This is a genomic window from Mycobacterium sp., from assembly GCF_008709575.1.
In the GTDB taxonomy this organism is placed as follows: domain Bacteria; phylum Actinomycetota; class Actinomycetes; order Mycobacteriales; family Mycobacteriaceae; genus Mycobacterium.
In genome coordinates this window covers 66,414-84,634 of the sequence record NZ_VYIK01000004.1, presented here as the reverse complement: position 1 = coordinate 84,634, position 18,221 = coordinate 66,414, and the positions used below count along the sequence as shown (strand labels likewise).

The 18,221-nt window shown below is 69.0% G+C and carries 8 protein-coding genes; 3 read left to right on the top strand and 5 right to left on the bottom strand.

Going from position 1 to position 18,221, the window contains the following annotated elements:
• The 3 genes from F6Q13_RS01885 to F6Q13_RS01875 form a co-directional block, all read left to right on the top strand.
• On the top strand, positions 1-2,572 hold a 2,572-nt coding region (locus F6Q13_RS01885; protein ID WP_293051429.1), incomplete at its 5' end, for an arabinosyltransferase.
• Positions 2,569-5,793 (top strand): arabinosyltransferase domain-containing protein, encoded by a 3,225-nt coding sequence (locus tag F6Q13_RS01880; protein ID WP_293051427.1) that lies wholly within the window; start codon positions 2,569-2,571, stop codon positions 5,791-5,793. The genes F6Q13_RS01885 and F6Q13_RS01880, both read left to right, overlap by 4 nt.
• A 91-nt stretch (positions 5,794-5,884) precedes the next feature.
• Positions 5,885-7,081, top strand: a complete 1,197-nt coding sequence (locus F6Q13_RS01875) for a PecA family PE domain-processing aspartic protease (protein ID WP_293051425.1) — start codon at positions 5,885-5,887, stop codon at positions 7,079-7,081.
• Here the strand turns inward: F6Q13_RS01875 and F6Q13_RS01870 are convergent.
• The 5 genes from F6Q13_RS01870 to F6Q13_RS01850 form a co-directional block, all read right to left on the bottom strand.
• Entirely contained in the window at positions 7,078-8,643 is a 1,566-nt protein-coding gene (locus F6Q13_RS01870; RefSeq protein WP_293051446.1) for an acyl-CoA carboxylase subunit beta, read from the bottom strand. The genes F6Q13_RS01875 and F6Q13_RS01870 overlap by 4 nt on opposite strands.
• Positions 8,644-8,651: 8 nt before the next feature.
• Positions 8,652-13,928 carry a polyketide synthase Pks13 gene (pks13, locus tag F6Q13_RS01865; RefSeq protein WP_293051443.1) on the bottom strand — a complete coding sequence of 1,759 codons (5,277 nt, stop codon included), beginning with the start codon at positions 13,926-13,928 and terminating at the stop codon, positions 8,652-8,654.
• A 56-nt stretch (positions 13,929-13,984) separates the two neighbouring features.
• A complete protein-coding gene (gene fadD32, locus F6Q13_RS01860; protein ID WP_293051423.1) occupies positions 13,985-15,880 on the bottom strand; it encodes a long-chain-fatty-acid--AMP ligase FadD32 in 1,896 nt (631 codons plus the stop codon).
• A 273-nt stretch (positions 15,881-16,153) separates the two neighbouring features.
• A complete protein-coding gene (locus tag F6Q13_RS01855; RefSeq protein WP_293051420.1) occupies positions 16,154-17,158 on the bottom strand; it encodes a cutinase family protein in 1,005 nt (334 codons plus the stop codon).
• A gap of 144 nt (positions 17,159-17,302) precedes the next feature.
• A complete protein-coding gene (locus F6Q13_RS01850) occupies positions 17,303-18,196 on the bottom strand; it encodes an alpha/beta hydrolase family protein (protein ID WP_293051417.1) in 894 nt (297 codons plus the stop codon).
• Positions 18,197-18,221: the final 25 nt, after the last annotated feature.

The following is an 18,221-nucleotide window of genomic DNA, read 5'->3' as shown; positions in this document are numbered from 1 at the left end:
GCGGGCCGGGGCGGCCACCCGGCTCGCCGATGTCGGCGTGATCGCGGTGCTGCTGATCTGGCACGTCATCGGCGCCACCTCGTCGGACGACGGCTACAACCTGACCATCGCCCGGGTGGCGCCCAGCGCCGGCTACCTGGCCAACTACTACCGCTATTTCGGCACCACCGAGGCACCGTTCGACTGGTATCTCGCGGTGCTGTCCAAGATGGCGTCGGTGAGCACCGCCGGGGTGTGGATGCGCCTGCCGGCCACGCTGGCCGGGATCGGCTGCTGGCTGATCGTCAGCCGGTACATGCTGCGGCGGCTGGGCCCCGGCAAAGGCGGCCTGGCCGCCAACCCGGTGGCGGTGTGGACCGCCGGGGCGGTGTTCCTCGCCGCCTGGCTGCCGTTCAACAACGGTCTGCGGCCCGAGCCGCTGATCGCGCTCGGCACCGTGGCGACCTGGGTGCTCGTCGAGACCGCGATCGCCACCCGGCGGCTGGCCCCGGCGGCGGCGGGCATCGTCACGGCCACCCTGGCCGCGACGCTGGCGCCGCAGGGGCTGATCGCCATCGCCCCGCTGCTGACCGGCTCGCGGCCGATCGCCGAGATCATCCGCCGGCGCCGGCCGGCCGACGGACTGTGGGCGCCGCTGACGGTGTTGGCGGCCGCGGTGTCGCTGATCACCGTCGTGGTGTTCCGGTCGCAGACGCTGGCCACCGTCGCCGAGTCGGCGCGGATCAAGTACGTGATCGGGCCCACGATCGCCTGGTACCAAGACTTCCTGCGCTACTACTTCCTGACCGTGGAGGAGAACGTCGACGCGTCGATGACCCGCCGTTTTGCCGTGCTCGTGCTGTTGTTGTGCCTGTTCGGAATGATCGCGGTGCTGCTGCGGCGCGGCCGGGTGCCGGGGCTGGCCCGCGGAGCGGCCTGGCGGCTGATCGGCACCACCGCGGTGGGGCTGCTGCTGCTGACGTTCACGCCGACGAAGTGGGCCGTGCAGTTCGGCGCGTTCGCGGGGCTGGCCGGCGCGCTGGGCGCGGTCACCGCGTTCGCCGTCGCCCGCGTCGGCCTGCACAGCCGCCGCAACCTGTCGTTGTACGTCACGGCGCTGCTGTTCGTCCTGGCCTGGGCGACCTCGGGCATCAACGGCTGGTTCTACGTCGGCAACTACGGGGTCCCGTGGTACGACCTGCAGCCGGTGATCGCCAGCCATCCGGTGACCTCGATGTTTTTAACCGCCTCGATCGCGACCGGGTTGCTGGCCGCCTGGCAGCACTTCCGGCTGGACTACGCCGGGCACACCGAGGTCGCCGACAACCGGCGCAACCGCCTCCTGGCGTCCACCCCGCTGCTGGCCGTCGCGACGATCATGGTGCTGGTCGAGGTCGGCTCGATGGCCAAAGCCGCCGTCGTGCGCTACCCGCGCTACACCATCGCGAAGGCCAACCTGGCGGCGCTGACATCGGGGCTCTCCGACACCAGGTGTGCGATGGCCGACGACGTGCTGGTCGAGCCGGACACCAACGCCGGCTTGTTGCAACCGGTTGCCGGACAAACCTTCGGGCCCGACGGTCCGCTGGGCGGAGTCAACCCGATCGGTTTCACCCCCAACGGTGTCGGCGAGGATCTGTCGTCGGACCCGGTGATCTCCAAGCCCGGCCTGGTCAACTCCGACGCCTCCCCCAACAAGCCCAACGCCGCGGTCAGCGACTCGGCCGGCACCGCCGGCGGCCGGCTTCCTGCGGGAGCTCCGCCCGGAGTCAACGGCTCGCGGGTCGCGCTGCCGTTCGGCCTGGACCCGGCCCGCACCCCGGTGATGGGCAGCTACGGTGAAAACGGTATGGCCGCCACGGCCACGTCGGCCTGGTACCGGCTGCCGCCGCGCAGCCCCGACCGGCCGCTGGTGGTGATCTCGGCCGCCGGCGCGATCTGGTCGTACAAGGAGAACGGCGACTTCGACTACGGTCAGCAGCTCAAACTCGAGTGGGGCGTCACCCGGCCCGACGGCAGCACCACGCCCCTCGGGCAGGTCTACCCCATCGACCTCGGGCCCCAACCGGCGTGGCGCAACCTGCGGTTCCCGCTGAGCTGGGCCCCGCCGGAAGCCAACGCGGCGCGCATCGTCGCCTACGACCCCAACCTGAGCTTGCAGCAGTGGTTCGCGTTCACCCCGCCGCGCGTTCCGGTCACCCAGACACTGCAGCAACTGATCGGCTCGCACACCCCGGTGCTGATGGACATCGCCACCGCCGCGAACTTCCCGTGCCAGCGCCCGGCCACCCAGCATCTCGGTGTCGCCGAACTTCCGGCTTATCGCATTCTGCCCGACCACAAACAGACCGCGGCGTCGTCGAACCTATGGCAGTCCAGCGAGGACGGCGGGCCGTTCCTGTTCACCCGGGCGCTGCTGTGGACCTCCACGATCCCGACCTATCTGCGCGACGACTGGTACCGGGACTGGGGATCGCTGGAGCGCTACCACCGGCTGGTACCGCCCGAGCAGGCACCCGACGCCGCCGTCGAGCAGGGTGCCGCCGTCGTCTACGGATGGCACCGGCCAGGACCGATTCGAGCACTGCCATGACCCTCACCCAAGCGGCCCAACCCGCCGCCGCCCGCGCCGCCGCCGTCGACGTCCGGGCGGCGCGCTGGGTGGCGACCATCGCCGGGCTCCTCGGCTTCGCGCTGTCGATCGCCACGCCGTTGCTGCCGGTCGTCCAGACCACCGCGACGCTCACCTGGCCGCAGCAGGGCCGCTTCACCAGCGTCACGGCGCCGCTGATCTCGCTCACTCCGGTCGCGATGACGGTCGAGGTGCCGTGCCGGCTGATCCGGGCCATGCCGCCGACCGGCGGGCTGGTCCTGGGCACCGCACCCAAACAGGGCAAGGAGGCCGCGCTCAACGGCCTGTTCGTCAACGTCACCGGCCAGCGGGTCGACGTCACCGACCGCAACGTGGTGATCATCAGCGTGCCGCGCGCCCGGGTGGACGGGGCGCAGTGCGAGCGCATCGCGATCAGCTCCACCCACGCCGGCACCTACGCCACCTTCGTCGGACTGACCGATCCGGCCGGGCGCCCCCTGCGCAGCGGCTTCCCCGACCCCAACCTGCGCCCGCAGGTCGTCGGGGTGTTCACCGACCTGACCGGCCCGGCACCACCCGACCTGAAACTCTCGGCGACCATCGACACCCGCTTCTCGACCAGGCCGACGGCGCTCAAACTGACCGCGATGGTGCTGGCCATCGCCGCCACCGTCGGCGCGCTGCTCGCGCTGTGGCGGCTGGACCGGATGGACGGCCGCCGGATGCACCGCCTCATCCCCGGCCGCTGGCACGGCTTCACCCCGGTCGACGCCACCGTGGTCGGCGCGTTCCTGCTGTGGCATGTGATCGGGGCGAACTCGTCGGACGACGGCTACGTGCTGGGCATGGCCCGGGTGGCCGACCACGCCGGCTACATGTCCAACTATTTCCGCTGGTTCGGCAGCCCCGAGGACCCGTTCGGCTGGTACTACAACCTGTTGGCGCTGATGACCCATGTCAGCGACGCCAGCATCTGGATGCGGCTGCCCGATCTGTTCGCCGGGCTGCTGTGCTGGCTGCTGTTGTCGCGCGAGGTGCTGCCGCGGTTGGGGCCCGCGGTGGTGTCCAGCAGAGCGGCGGTGTGGGCGGCGGCCCTGGTGTTGCTGGCAGCGTGGATGCCGTTCGACAACGGGCTGCGGCCCGAGGGGATCATCGCGCTCGGCTCGTTGATCACTTATGTGCTGATCGAGCGGGCCATGAACTCCGGGCGAATGACGCCGGCGGCGCTGGCGATCGTCGCGGCGGCGTTCACGCTGGGGATCCAGCCCACCGGGCTCATCGCGGTGGCGGCGCTGGTCGCCGGTGGCCGGCCGATCCTGCGGATTCTGGCGCGTCGGCACCGCCTGGTCGGCACCTGGCCGCTGGTGGCGCCGCTGCTGGCCGCCGGTTTTGTGGTGCTGACCGTGGTGTTCGCCGACCAAACGCTGGCAACCGTGGCCGAAGCCACCCGGATTCGCGCCGCGATCGGGCCCAGCCAGGCCTGGTACACCGAGAACCTGCGCTACTACTACCTGATCCTGCCCACCGTCGACGGCTCGCTCTCGCGCCGGTTCGGCTTCTTGATCACCGCGCTGTGCCTGTTCACCGCCATGTTCATCATGTTGCGCCGCAAGCGGGTGCCCGGTGTGGCCCGCGGACCGGCCTGGCGGCTGATGGGCGTCATCTTCGGCACCATGTTCTTCATGATGTTCGCGCCCACCAAGTGGGTGCACCACTTCGGCCTGTTCGCCGCGGTGGGCGCGGCGATGGCCGCGCTGACCACCGTGCTGGTCTCGCCGGCGGTGCTGCGCGCCGCGCGCAACCGGATGGCGTTCGTGGCGGCCGTGTTCTTCCTGCTGGCGTTGTGCTTCGCCACCACCAACGGCTGGTGGTATGTGTCCAGCTACGGCGTGCCGTTCAACAGCGCCATGCCGAAACTGGCCGGCGTCACCCTGAGCACAATCTTTTTCGCGTTCTTCGCGCTGACCGCACTATATGCGGCCTGGTTGCACTTCGCCCCCCGCGACCGGGGTCAGGGCCGGTTGGCCCGCGCGCTGACGGCCGCACCGGTGCCGATTGCCGCCGGTGTGATGGTGTGCCTGTTCGTCGCATCGATGGTGGCCGGGATCGTGCGTCAGTACCCCACCTACTCCAACGGCTGGGCCAACCTGCGGGCGTTGGCCGGCGGCTGCGGCCTGGCTGACGACGTGCTCGTCGAACCGGATCCCAACGCCGGCTTCATGACAGCGTTGCCCGGCGACTACGGCGATCTGGGTCCCCTCGGCGGGGTCCATCCGGTCGGGTTCACGCCCAACGGCGTGCCGGAGCACACCGTCGCCGAGGCGATCCGGATGACGCCCCCGCAACCGGGCACCGACTACGACTGGGACGCGCCGACCACACTGGCGGCACCGGGCATCAACGGGTCGACGGTGCCGCTGCCCTACGGTCTTGATCCGGCGCGGGTTCCGGTGGCCGGCAGCTACACCACCGGCCCGCAGCAGCAGAGCCTGCTCACCTCGGCGTGGTATCGACTACCGCGCCCCGACGACGGGCATCCGCTGGTGGTGGTGACCGCCGCGGGCAAGATCGCCGGCACCAGCGTGCTGCACGGGCACACCGACGGTCAGACCGTGGTGCTCGAGTACGGCCGGCCCGGACCCGGCGGCGAGGTGCTGCCGGGCGGGCGACTGATCCCCTACGACTTGTACGGTGAGCAGCCGAAGGCGTGGCGCAACCTGCGCTTCGCACGGGCCAAGATCCCCGCCGATGCCACCGCGGTCCGGTTGGTGGTCGAGGACCTCTCGCTGACCCCGCAGGACTGGGTCGCGGTGACCCCGCCGCGGGTGCCGGAGCTGCGTTCGCTGCAGGAGTACGTCGGCTCGTCAGCGCCGGTGCTGATGGACTGGGCGGTCGGGCTGGCGTTCCCCTGCCAGCACCCGATGCTGCACGCATACGGTGTCACCGAGATCCCGAAGTTCCGCATCACCCCGGACTACCTGGCCAAAAAGCAGGACACCGACACCTGGGAGGACGGCGTCAACGGCGGCCTGTTGGGCATCACCGACGTGCTGTTGCGGGCGCATGTGATGGCGACCTACCTCTCTCGCGACTGGGGTCGCGACTGGGGATCGCTGCGCAAGTTCGACACGATCGTCGACGCCGAGCCCGCGCAGCTCGACCTGGGCACCGCCACCCGAACCGGGTGGTGGTCACCCGGACAGATCCGGATCAAGCCCTAAGCTCGGCTCCAGCCCGGTGAGAGTAGGGTGCCAGATGCGGAGCGCCGTCCATCGCCGGGGTGGACGATATCGGTCTGGGGGCGTGCGCCGGATGGCTCGGACTAACGCAATAGTGGTGGGCGCGTTGTTGAGCCTCGGGCTGACCCCGCTGCTTGCCGGTCCTGCTGCGCACGCCGACGTCGAAGACCTGATCCTCAGCGTGCTCGACGTCGCCGACTGGGGCGCCCTGGTTCCCCCCGGCGCCGGGCCCGACCTCGACGCACCCGGCGCGGCCGAGGCCATCGCCAGCACCCTGGGCGCCGGCAGCACCGCCGATCCCGCGGCAACCCTGTCGGATGCCACGGCGTCGGTCCCGTTGACCGTCGAGGGCGTGGGTGCCGGCCAGCCGGTCGTCGACGTCTCCCTCAGTGGCGGGCAGCCCATTCCCGTCGCGCTCGACACCGGGTCCAAAGGCCTGGAAGTCTCGATCGGTGACGTGCCGTCCCAAGACGTTATGCATGCGCTGCGCCACTTCAGCGTGGACGATCTGCACGTCAACCTGTTTCCGGCGGGGATCAATATCGGCCTTGAGATTCCCACCACGGTCGGTTTCGGCGATGGGATCGTCGCCGATCACGCGCTGGTCGACGCGGTCTTTTTCAGTTTCCCGTTTTCGGTCATCGGCGCCCAGCGGCTGGCCGGCGCACCCGTCGACGGCATCTTGGGTATCGGCCCCAACGCCGGCGGCAGCCACCTGGTGACCACCGACCTGCCCGGTGATCTCAGCGACGGCGTGCTGATCGACGAACCGGCCAAACAACTGGTGTTCGGCCCCGAGCCCGACACCGTCGACGGGCTGAGTCCCATCGCCACCCTGGACGGGGCGCCGTTCGCCGGCAGCCCGTTCCATCCGCAAGACCTGCAAGTCCAGATCGGCTCCGAGGCCAAGCACGATGTTGCGGTGGTTTTCGACAGCGGCGGCAAGGGCGGCTGGCTGCCGCCGAGCCTGGCCGACGGATACCCCAGAGGTCTGCTCGGCTTCGGCAATGTCCCGGACAAAACACCGATCTCGGTCTACACCCCCGACGGGGAGTTGCTGTACTCCTACCCCACCTCCGGCGGTTCGGGTGCGATGATCATCGTGCCGGGCTGGCTGCTCAGACTGCTGGGAATCGACTATCCCCTGGTCAACACCGGCAACGCGGCCTTCCTGGAGGATCCGGTCTACATATCCAACGCCGACGGCGGAACGATGACCTTCTACGGGCCGACCGTCTACGGGTCGACCCAGATCCCACCCGGAGGTTAAATCGGGATCAGGCCGTGTTTGCGGTTGACCCGCGCCCACAACTGCTTGTCCCGCAACAGGTGCAGCGACTTGCGCAGCAGCAGCCGGGTATCGTGCGGCTCGATAACCGCGTCGATGAAGCCGCGTTCGGCGGCGATCCACGGGATCGCCAGGTTGAGGTTGTAGTTCTCGATGAAGCTCTTCTTGATCTCTTGCGCCTCGGGCGCATGCGGGTCGGGGAACCGTTTCATCAGCAACTGCGCCGCACCCTCGGCGCCGATCACCGCGATCCGGGCGGTGGGCCAGGCGAAGTTCAAATCGGCGCTCAGCTGCTTGGATCCCATCACCGCATACGCCCCGCCATAGGACTTGCGGACCGTGATCGTCACTTTCGGCACGTCGGCTTCCACGACGGAGTACAGGAAACGTCCGCCGCGCTTGATGATGCCGTTCTTCTCCTGCTCCACCCCGGGCAGAAAACCCGGCGTGTCCACGACGAATACCAGCGGGAGGTTGAACGCGTCGCAGAACCGGATAAACCGGGCCGCCTTGTCGGAGGCCGCATTGTCGATCGCCCCCGACAGCACCATCGGCTGGTTGGCGACCACGCCGACCGGGTGCCCGTCGACCCGGGCGAACCCGGTGATGATCGCCGGCCCGGCCTGGGCGGCGACGTCGAGGAAATCGCCGTCGTCGAAGATCCGCAGCAAGATCTCGTGCATGTCGTAGGCGGCGTTGTCGGAGTCGGGCACGATCGAGTCGAGTTCCAAGTCGTGCGCGGTCACCTCCGGCTCCAGCCCCGGGTTGACGATCGGCGGCGAGTCGAAGCAGTTCGACGGCAGAAAAGACAAGAAATCCCGCACGTATTGAAATGCGGCGGCTTCGGATTCGACGACCTGGTGGATGTTGCCGTAACGGGCCTGAGCGTCGGCGCCGCCGAGTTCGTCGAGAGAAACCTCCTCACCGGTGACTTCGGCGATCACGTCCGGTCCGGTGACGAAGAAGTAGCCCTGGTCGCGCACCGCGACCAGGAGATCGTCTTGGATCGGCGAATATACCGCCCCCCCAGCGCATTTGCCGAAAATCAGCGAGATCTGCGGCACCAGCCCGGACAGCATTTCATGGCGGCGGCCCAGTTCCGCGTACCACGCCAGCGAAGTGACCGCGTCCTGGATCCGCGCGCCGCCGGAGTCGTTGATGCCGATGATCGGGCAGGCGACCATCGCGCACCACTCCATCAGCGCTGCCACCTTGCGGCCGAACATCTCTCCGACGCTGCCGCCGAAGACGGTCTGGTCGTGGCTGAACACCCCGACCGGGCGGCCGTCGATGGTTCCCCGGCCGGTCACGACGCCGTCGCCGTAGAGCGCGTTGGGGTCGCCCGGCGTGCGGGCCAGCGCCCCGATCTCCAAAAAGCTGCCCGGGTCGAGCAGCCCCAGGATGCGGGCCCGGGCGCTGGGGATGCCTTTTCTGTCGCGTTTGGCGGCGGCCTGCTCCCCGCCGGGTTCCTTGGCCAGCTCGAGCTTGCGGCGCAGTTCCTCAAGCTGTTGGGCGGTGGTCTTGAACTGGCCCGGCGTGGGCACCGTTGCGGTCACTTGCCTGCCTTCTCCTGCGCTTCGATCCTGCTGAGCACCTGCGTCAGGTGCGCGCCGACCTTGGCGATGATCGGCTCGTCGATCACCTGGATGTGCTCGCCGCCGATCGGCACGATCTCCAGATCCGAGACGTACTCCCCCCAGCCGCCATCGGGCTTGCGGGTGGCATACCGCGGCTCGAACATGATCGCGTCGTCGTGGTAGCGATCGGCCATGTACAGGGTGACATGCCCGTCATAGGGCTGGATTTGGGCGGTGTCGATCGCCCGCTGATCCAGGTACGACGTGCGCTGGTGTTCGATGATCCCGCCCGGGATCTGCACTCCGCTGGCCTTGACCGCCTCCAGAACGAGCCGGACCTGGCCCTCGTCGTCGAGTTCTTCGAGCTGCTCGTAAGGGATTTCGGGAATCTCGACGTTGAAAGTACGCTCGGCGAACCGCGCGTAGCGCTCCCAGCGTTTGCGGGTTTCCTCTTTGGTTTGCGGGATCTCCTCACCGGCCCGCACGGTGTCGATCAGCCCGACGAACGGCACGTCACAACCCTGTTGCCGCAGCCCGATCGCGCACGCGTAGGCCAACGCCCCGCCCAGCGACCAACCGACCAGAACGAACGGGCCGTCGCCCTGCATCTCACGCAGCTTGGGCACGTACTGGCGGGCGCGCTCCTCGATCGTGCCCTCCACGCGCTCGAACCCGTACATGGGGGTGTCCGGCGGCAGCCGGTTCAGCAGCGGCTCGTAGACCACCGTCGAGCCGCCGGCGGCGTGGAACACGAACACCGGGATCTTGGCGGAGCCTTCGGGACGGGCGCGGATCGTCCGGACGAACCCGTCGATCCGACCGGCCTCCAGGTATTCGCGCACCGTGCTCGCCAACTCCTCGATGGTCGTGGCGGCAGTGACGTCCTCCACGCTGATCGGCCCGTCCGCGCGCTCGGAAAGCCGCTGCGCCATCTTGGCGGCTGCCTCGCGGTCGAGCTCGGGTAACGGGGTGAAGATGCCGCCCGGCGACTTACCGGTGACGATCGCCCAGGTAGCGAACGTGACCCGCTCGGCGGCGTCGCGCGGCGGCACGTCGGCACCCAGCGCCTCGGTGACGGCCCGCTGGTTGAGCGCCTGCGCGGCGCCGGCCAGGTTGGGCTGCGCCGCAGGGCCCGACGGGTCGGTCGGTGGCGGCGGGATCGGCACCTCGGCGGGTGGGGGCGCCGTTGCCGACGTCGCGCCGGACAGCAGCGCGGCCTGCTCCCTGGCGATCTCCTCGGCGGTCTGCGTCTTCTGGTGCTCGTGCAGCTGCTGGACCTCGTCGCGGTGCTCGATGGCGTACTCGATCAGCTTCTCGACGTTGTACAGGCTGGCGTCGCGGACGGCCTGCAACTGGATCGGCGGCAGGTCGAAATCGTATTCGACGCGGTTCTTGATCCGCACCGCCATCATCGAATCCAGACCGAGCTCGATCAGCGGGACCTCCCACGGCAGGTCCTCGGGCTCGTAGCCCATCGCCATCGACACGATGCCGGCCAGCCGATCGTGCACCGTCTCGCCGGAATCCGGCGACCACTTGGCCAAGCCACCGACCTGGCGGGCGGTGAGACTGTCGTGCAGGGTCTCGGCGTCGGGATCCTGTCGGGGGGCAGGGGCCGGGGTCACCTCCGCTGTCGCCGCCGGCGCGACGGCCACGGCGGCGCCCACCGCCGTCGGCAGCACCGGCGCCTGGCCGCCCCGGCTCACCAGCGCGTCATAGACCAGCGTGAACGACTCGTCGATGCGGGCGTGCACCGTCACCGACGCGCCGCCGGGGTGACGGGTCAGCGTCGTCACCAACCGGGCGCCCTCGGCGGGTACCGCCCGCTGCTCGGCCGCGGTGAGCTCCGCGTCCGGGAGCACTTGGGCCGCCGCAGCTTTGACCAGCGCCGCCAGATCGGTCGTGCCGCGCGGCGCGTACTCCCACACGTGGCGGCCGTCCGGGGTAGCGACATGGCTGCCCGGCATCAGCACCGATCCGTCGCCGGCGAAGTGCGCGTCGAGCCAGTGCTCCTTGCGGCGGAACCGGGTCGGCGGGATGTTGGCGTAGTCGTGCGGCCCGCTCGCCCGGCTGAACAGCGTTCGGACGTCGAGGTCGTGGCCGTAGACGTAGAGCTGCGCCATCGCCGTGGTCATCGCGTCGACGTCGTCGGTTTTGCGGACCAACGTCGAAATCAGCTGCGCGTCCGGCAATCCTGCAGCGGCCGTGGTCAATCCGACCTGCATCAGCGCCACCGGGTTGGGGGCGAGCTCCACGAACGTGGTGTATCCGTTGTCGACGGCGTTGCGGATGCCGTGGGTGAAATACACCGAATGCCGCAGCCCCTTCAGCCAGTAGGCGACGTCGTGGATCGGTTCACCGCCGGGCCGGATGTAGCTGCCCTCGTGCACGGTGGAGAAGTAGCCGACCGTCAACGGCTGCGCCGCGATGCCCTGGATCTCGGCGGACAGCTCGCCCAAGAGCGGGTCCATCTGCGAGGTGTGACTGGCGCCCTTGGTGGCGAACTTGCGGGCGAACTTGCCCTCGGCCTCGCAGCGGGCGATGATCGCGTCGACCTGTTCGGGCGGGCCGCCGATGACCGTCTGACTCGGGGCGGCGTAGACGCACACTTCCAAGTCCGGAAAATCGGAGAACACCGTCGTGATCTCCTCGGCGGAGTATTCCACCAGCGCCATCAGCCGGATGTACTCGCCGAACAGCATCGCCTCGCCCTCGCCCATCAGATGCGCGCGCGAGCAGATCGTCCGGGTGGCGTCGCGCAGCGACAGCCCGCCGGCGAAGTACGCCGCGGCGGCTTCGCCCAACGACTGGCCCACCACCGCCGCGGGCTTCGCGCCGTGATGCTTCAACAGCTCGCCAAGGGCGACCTGGATCGCGAAGATCACCACCTGGGTGGTCTCGATCCCGTAGTCCTTCGAGTCGTCGAGGATCAGTTCCAGGATCGAGTAGCCGCGCTCGTCCTGGACCAGCGCGTCGACTTTCTCGATCCACTCGGCGAACACCTCGTTACGCAGGTAGAGGTTCTTGCCCATCTTGCGGTGCTGCGCGCCGAACCCGGCGAGCACCCACACCGGGCCGTTGGTCACCGGCCCGTCGGCGGAAAACACGTTCGGCCGCGCCTTGCCCTCGGCGACTGCGCGCAACCCCTTGATCGCCTCGTCGTGGTCGCGGGCCAGCACCACCGCACGGGAGCGACCGTGGTTGCGCCGCGACAGCGCCCGACCGATCGACTCCAGCGACGAGGCCCGGCCCTCGGGGCCCTCCATCCAGTCGGCCAGTTCGGCGGCGGCCGCCTTCTTGCGGGAAGTCAGGAACGCCGACACGACCAGCGGCACCAGCGGCGCTGGGGTTTCCTGGGCGGCAAGCTCCGCCAGCGCAACCTCCTTGAGCCGCAACGCTTCTTCGGTGATGCCCGGAGGTTCGGTGTCCTCGCCGGCAGCCTCGTCGACGACGAATTCGCCGTACTCGTCGAACCGCACCCCGGCCACCAGCGACCCGGACTCGGCGGCCGGCGCCGGTTCGGGCTGCGGTTCCACCGCATGCTCGACGACGTCGCGCGGCAGCACCTCACGCAACACCACATGCGCATTGGTGCCGCCGAACCCGAAGCTCGACACCCCGGCGACCGCGTAGCCGCCGTAGCGGGGCCAGTCGGCCACCGTGTCGAGGACCCGCAAACGTGCCGCGTCGAAATCGATGAACGGGTTGGGCCCGGCGTAGTTGATCGACGGCGGCAGCTTGTCGTGGTGCAGTGCCAGCACCATCTTGACCAGGCTCGCCGCTCCGGCGGCGGACTCCAGGTGTCCCAGGTTGGTTTTGATCGCGCCCAGCAGGGCCGGCTTGTCCGGCGCGCGGCCCCGCCCCACGACCCGCCCCAGCGCCTGCGCCTCGATCGGGTCACCGAGCACGGTGCCGGTGCCGTGCGCCTCGATGTAGTCCACGGTGCGCGGGTTGATCCCGGCGTCCTGGTAGGCACGGCGCAGCACGTCGGCCTGAGCGTCCGGATTAGGGGCGATCAAGCCGTTGGACCGGCCGTCATGGTTGACCGCACTGCCGGCGATCACCGCCAAGATGGTGTCGCCGTCGCGGCGGGCATCCTCGACCCGCTTGAGCACCAGCATCGCGCCGCCCTCGGAGCGGGTGTAGCCGTCGGCATCGGAGGAGAACGACTTGATCCGGCCGTCGGGAGCCAGCACCTGGCCGATCTCGTCGAACCCGAGCGTCACCGCCGGGGTGATCAGGGCGTTGACCCCGCCGGCCAGGGCTACGTCGCATTCGCCGCTGCGCAACGCCTGGACCGCTTGATGAGTGGCGACCAGCGAGCTCGAGCAGGCGGTGTCGACCGCCACCGAGGGGCCGTGAAAGTCGTAGAAGTAGGAGACCCGGTTGGCGACGATCGAGCTCGCGGTGCCGGTGATCGCGTAGGGATGGGCCACGGTCGGGTCGGACATCGCCAGGAAGCTGTAGTCGGCGACCGAGGTGCCGATGTAGACGCCGACGGCTTCACCGCGCAGGCTGGAGGCGGGGATGCGGGCGTGCTCGAGCGCCTCCCAGGTCAGCTCCAGCGCCATCCGCTGCTGCGGGTCGATGTTGTCGGCCTCGGTTTTGGACAACGCGAAGAACTCGGAGTCGAAGCCTTTGATGTCGGTGAGGTAGCCGCCGCGGGTGCGGGCCTTCGTGATGCGCTCGGCCAGCCGCGGCTCGTCCAGGAACTCCGACCAGCGGCCCTCGGGTAAGTCGGTGATCGTGTCGCGCCCCTCCAGCAGCGCCCGCCAGGTCTCTTCCGGGGTGTTCAGGTCGCCCGGGAAGCGGGTGGCCAACCCCACCACGGCGATGTCGACCCGTTCCACCGGGCCGCGACGTGACCAGTCGGTGTCGTCCCCGGCGGTGTCCGCGGAGGCTGCGCCGGGGTCGCCCTCGACGATCCAGGTGGCCAGCGATTCGATGGTCGGATGCTCGAAGGCGGCCGCGATCGACACGGTGACCCCGGTGTGGTCTTCGATGTCGGCGGCCATCGCGACCGCGTCCCGCGAGGAGAGACCCAGCTCCACCATCGGCGTGGCCTCGTCGATGGTGTCCGGTGACTGGCCGGTGGCGTTGGCGACCCAGTCGCGCAGCCATCGGCGCACCTCGGCGACGGTCTTGTCGGTGCGCCGCTCCTCCGCATCGCGTTGCTCTGCATCGTCGCCGGCGGTCTTGTCGGTGCGCCGCTCCTCCGCATCGCGTTGCTCTGCATCGTCGCCGGCGGTCATGTCGGTGCGGGCGGGAGAGGTCCGGTGATCGGTGCCTGTCTCTGTCATGATCGTGATCAGTTGGCTTGGTCGGGGAACGAGTTGGGCGAGGAGGTGCCGCTGCGCAGGCTGCCGTCGAGGTAGGCGGCGCGACAGGCGCGGCGGCCGATCTTGCCGCTGGAGGTACGCGGCACCGATCCGGCCTGCACCAGCAGCAGATCCCGGACCGTGACCCCGTGCCGGACGGCGATCGCCGCCCGGACATCGTCGGCGATCGGCTGGTAGTCGAGCTTGTGCGCACCGGGAGCCCGTTCGGCGACGATCACCAGTTGCTCGGAGGTGTCTTCCGGGTCATATTTCAGGCCGGCGTGCGGGTTGTCGAACACCGCAGCGGGCAATTGGTTGGCCGGCACCGAGAACGCGGCGACATAACCGGCGCGCAACGCACGGCTGGCCTCTTGAGCCGAGTACTCCAGGTCCTGCGGGTAGTGGTTGCGCCCGTCGATGATGACCAGGTCCTTGACCCGGCCGGTGACGTAGAGGTTGCCCTTGTAGTACGTCCCGTAGTCCCCGGTGCGTACCCAGGTCCCGTCGTCGGGGGCGCCGTCGGCGTGCGACGGGCTGGTCCGGGATTTGAGGATGTTCTTGAAGACCTCGGTGGTTTCCTGTTCCCGATTCCAGTAACCGACACCCATGTTGTTGCCGTGCAGCCAGATCTCGCCGATCTGCCCGTCGGGCAGTTCGGATGCGGTCTCGGCGTCGACGATCACCGCCCACTCGTCGACACCGACCTGGCCTGCGGAGACCTGGGCTACCGCGTTCGGGGCGTCCGGGGCAACCTCCACGAACCGGTAGTTGTTCAGCGCCTCCCGGTCGACGTAGATGACGGTGGGACCCTCCTCCATCGGGGTGATCGACACGAAAAGCGTTGCTTCGGCCAGCCCGTAGCAGGGTTTCATCACGGTGTCGCGCAGGCCGAACGGTCGGAACGCGTCGTGGAACTTACGCATCGACGCGACCGAAATCGGCTCACTACCGTTGAGCAGGGCCTTGACGTTGCTGAGGTCCATCGGCTCCTCGTCGTCGCGCGGCACGCCCCGCAGTGCCGCGTGCTCGTAGGCGAAGTTCGGCGCCACCGAGTAGACCTCGCCGGTGTCGTCGGGCTTGCGGGCCAATTCACGCATCCAGCGGATCGGTCGCCGGACCACGGCGGCGGGCGTCATAAAGGTGCAGTGGTAGCCCAGCACCGGCGACAACAGGATGGCGATCAGGCCCATGTCGTGGAAGAACGGCAGCCAGGTCACCCCGCGGTCGCCCTCCCTGCCCTGGAAGGCGTTGTGCACCTGCACCACGTTGGTGGCCAGGTTCAACCCGGTGATCTCGACCCCGGTCGGGGTACGCGTGGAGCCGGAGGTGTACTGCAGGTAGGCCACCGAGTTGACAGCGGTGTCCAGCGGCGGCTGCCAGGTGACGGCGACCTCGTTGGGCACCGCGTCGACCGCGATGACGCGCGGTCGCTGGTTGGCGGGGCGGCTGCGGAAGAATTTCCGGACGGCTTCGGCGGAGGTGCTCGTGGTCAGCACGGCCGCCGGAGTGCAGTCATCGAGCACGGCGTGCAGCCGACCCACGTGCCCCGGCTCGCCCGGGTCGAACAGCGGCACCGCGATCCGTCCGGCGTAGAGGACCCCGAAGAACGACACCAGGTAGTCCAGGTTCTGCGGGCACAAGATCGCGATCCGGTCGCCCGGCTGGGTCACTTGCTGCAGACGCGCACCGACGGCGCGGTTGCGGGCGCCGAAGTCCGACCAGGAGATGTCGCGCGCCACGCCGTCGCGTTCGGTGGAGAAATCCAGGAACCGGTAGGCCAACTGGTCGCCGCGCACCTTGGCCCACCGTTCCACGTGCATCACCAGGTTCTGGTTGTCCGGGAACCGGATTTTCCCGTCCTTGATGAACGGGTTGTGGTACGCCATCCACTCTCTCCTCGCAGCACGTCTCGACCGAGCCGGTGAGCTCTGCGGACGGGTATCCGCGTCGCGACCGGCCTCAGGACGCCGCACATTTCGCCGGTGCGTTTGGCGCAACCGCCAAACCTCTCAGATGGTACAGAAATGCGCTGGATCAACCCGGTAGGCCAGCCGCGAATGCTCTTAATTTTCTCTTAATGTTACTGGGCGGTGCGTCCCGAACCAAATCAGGACCTATCGCCGGTCACCGCGACCGCGATGCGGGCCCGGGCCGGCGCATCAGCCGTGTCGAGGATGCGGCGCGTTGTCGATCAGGCCACGCGCCCAGTTCAACGTCCACTGGATGGCCGATTCTCCGTCGAGACTCCAGAACTTGGTGGTCGCATACTCGGCGTGCACGGGCTGCCCGGCGCCGCCGGCCAGCGTGTCCAGCGTGTGCGGCAGGTTGGCAATGCTGAATGCCTGCTGCGGTGCGGCGCAGATCAGGTCGCCGGGGGCGCAGATCTCATAGGTCCGGTCGTTGAGCGCGCCGAAACCGCCCGGCCGTTCACCGGTCATCGTCAAACCGAGCTCGGACAGCACCGGCACCTCGTGCAACGTGATCTCGGCGCCCTGCCCGGGCGGGTCGGGGCCGATCTCTTGCCCGACGCCCTGCTGGCGGCGGCCGTCGGCGATCAAGGTCACACCGAGCACCAGGTCGGCGTCGACGGGTCCGCGACCGTTGCCGATATCGCTGGCGATGTCGCCGGCGATCACCGCGCCCTGTGAGAACCCGATCAGCACGTAGCTGGTCAGCGGGCACTTGTCGGCCATGTCGGTCATCGCCTTGGCTGTCGCGCGGGTGCCCTCGGCCCGGCTGTCGTTGTAGGTCATCTGATCGTCGCCGCCCAGCGGGTTACGAAACTGCGCCGGGTAGGCAACGGTGTAGGTCTGGACCCGACTGGGGGGAAACTGCTCGCTGATCGGCCGGGTGATGTTGAGCAGCAACGCCTGCGGAAAATCGACCGGGTTGAGCGGATTTTCCTGCGGGGAGGATTCCCAGGTGCCCGGGACGGCGATCAGCTCCACGTCGGGACAGCTGGCGGATTGAAAGGCGGGACGCGGCTTCGTCGGATGAGCCGGATTACTGGTCGGTGGCATGATGCCGGGCGGCACCGCACTGGGTGGCGATTTCGGCTGGCGCAGGTAGTGCACGGCGAAGAGCAGCACGAGCGCCACTGCCAGCGCCGTCGCCGCTGCGGCGACCAACGCCAGAATCCGGTGGCGTCGGGACTTGCCTGTCATGATCTCCTGCCCGCCCGGTGAGTTCGTCCGACGGTCGGCTCGCTTGCCGCTACTGCCTCTTACGGTACCGCGACTTCGGAGTCGGCCAGGCAGGCCGACGCACTCGGCCGGCGGGCTGGGGTTGGAGCCGCGCCGGACCCGCTGCTAGCGGATGGCGCCCACGATGTCGCCCGACATCGCGCTCAGTTGCGGCCCCCACGATCCCCAGCCGTTGTCGCCGCCACCGAAGTCGAAGTGCCCGTTGCGCCCGCCGACATTGCGGTACTGCTGGTAGAAGAACCGGCCGCTGCCCGCCGCTTCGGCTTCCTGACCGATCATCGCCGCCGGATCGCTGGCCCCACCCATCGGGCTGTAGACCCAGATGCGGCTGTTGTTCTGCGCCAGCAACGCGGCGTGCACATACGGGTCGTGCCATTTCCACCGGCCCAGCTGCGGCGCTCCCCACATGCCGTTGCCGTCGACGCCGCCGAACTGCTGCAGGCCGGCGAGGATCGAGCCGTTCTCGGTGGTGCTGGACGGGTACAAGAAACCCGACAGCGATCCGGCGTAGCCGAACCGGTCCGGGTGAAACGTGGCCAGCGCCATGGCGCCGTATCCGCCCTGCGAGGCGCCGACGACCGCGTGCCCGCCGGGAGCCAGCCCCTTGTTGGCGGCCAGCCAATCGGGCAATTCACTGGACAGGAAGGTCTCCCACTGCTTGCTGCCGTCTTGTTCCCAGTTGGTGTACATGCTGTAGGCGCCGCCTGCGGGAGCGACCACCGAGATGCCCTTGCCGGCCAGCGTGGTCATCGCGTTGCCCGCGGTCACCCAGTTGCTGACGTCGGGGCCGGCGTCGAACGGATCCAACAGGTACACCGCGTGCGGACCCCCGGCCAGGAAGGCCACCGGGATGTCGCGGCCCATCGCGGCCGACGGCACCATCAGCGTTTCGTAACCCGCGGCATGCGCCCGAAGGCCAGCGACCGTGCTGGTCATTCCCAGGCAAAGGGCCAGCACGGCGGCGAAAACAACCCGTAGCAGCATCGACAGGCCCGTCATGTGCAACCTCGTTCGCGTATCGCTC

Bases quoted from the DNA above. Each gene is read 5' to 3' on its own strand.
- F6Q13_RS01880 (WP_293051427.1), top strand. From the start codon at position 2,569: ATGACCCTCACCCAAGCGGCCCAACCCGCCGCCGCCCGCGCCGCCGCC.
- F6Q13_RS01875 (WP_293051425.1), top strand. From the start codon at position 5,885: ATGGCTCGGACTAACGCAATAGTGGTGGGCGCGTTGTTGAGCCTCGGG.
- pks13 (WP_293051443.1), bottom strand. From the start codon at position 13,928: ATGACCGCCGGCGACGATGCAGAGCAACGCGATGCGGAGGAGCGGCGC.
- fadD32 (WP_293051423.1), bottom strand. From the start codon at position 15,880: ATGGCGTACCACAACCCGTTCATCAAGGACGGGAAAATCCGGTTCCCG.
- F6Q13_RS01855 (WP_293051420.1), bottom strand. From the start codon at position 17,158: ATGACAGGCAAGTCCCGACGCCACCGGATTCTGGCGTTGGTCGCCGCA.
- F6Q13_RS01850 (WP_293051417.1), bottom strand. From the start codon at position 18,196: ATGACGGGCCTGTCGATGCTGCTACGGGTTGTTTTCGCCGCCGTGCTG.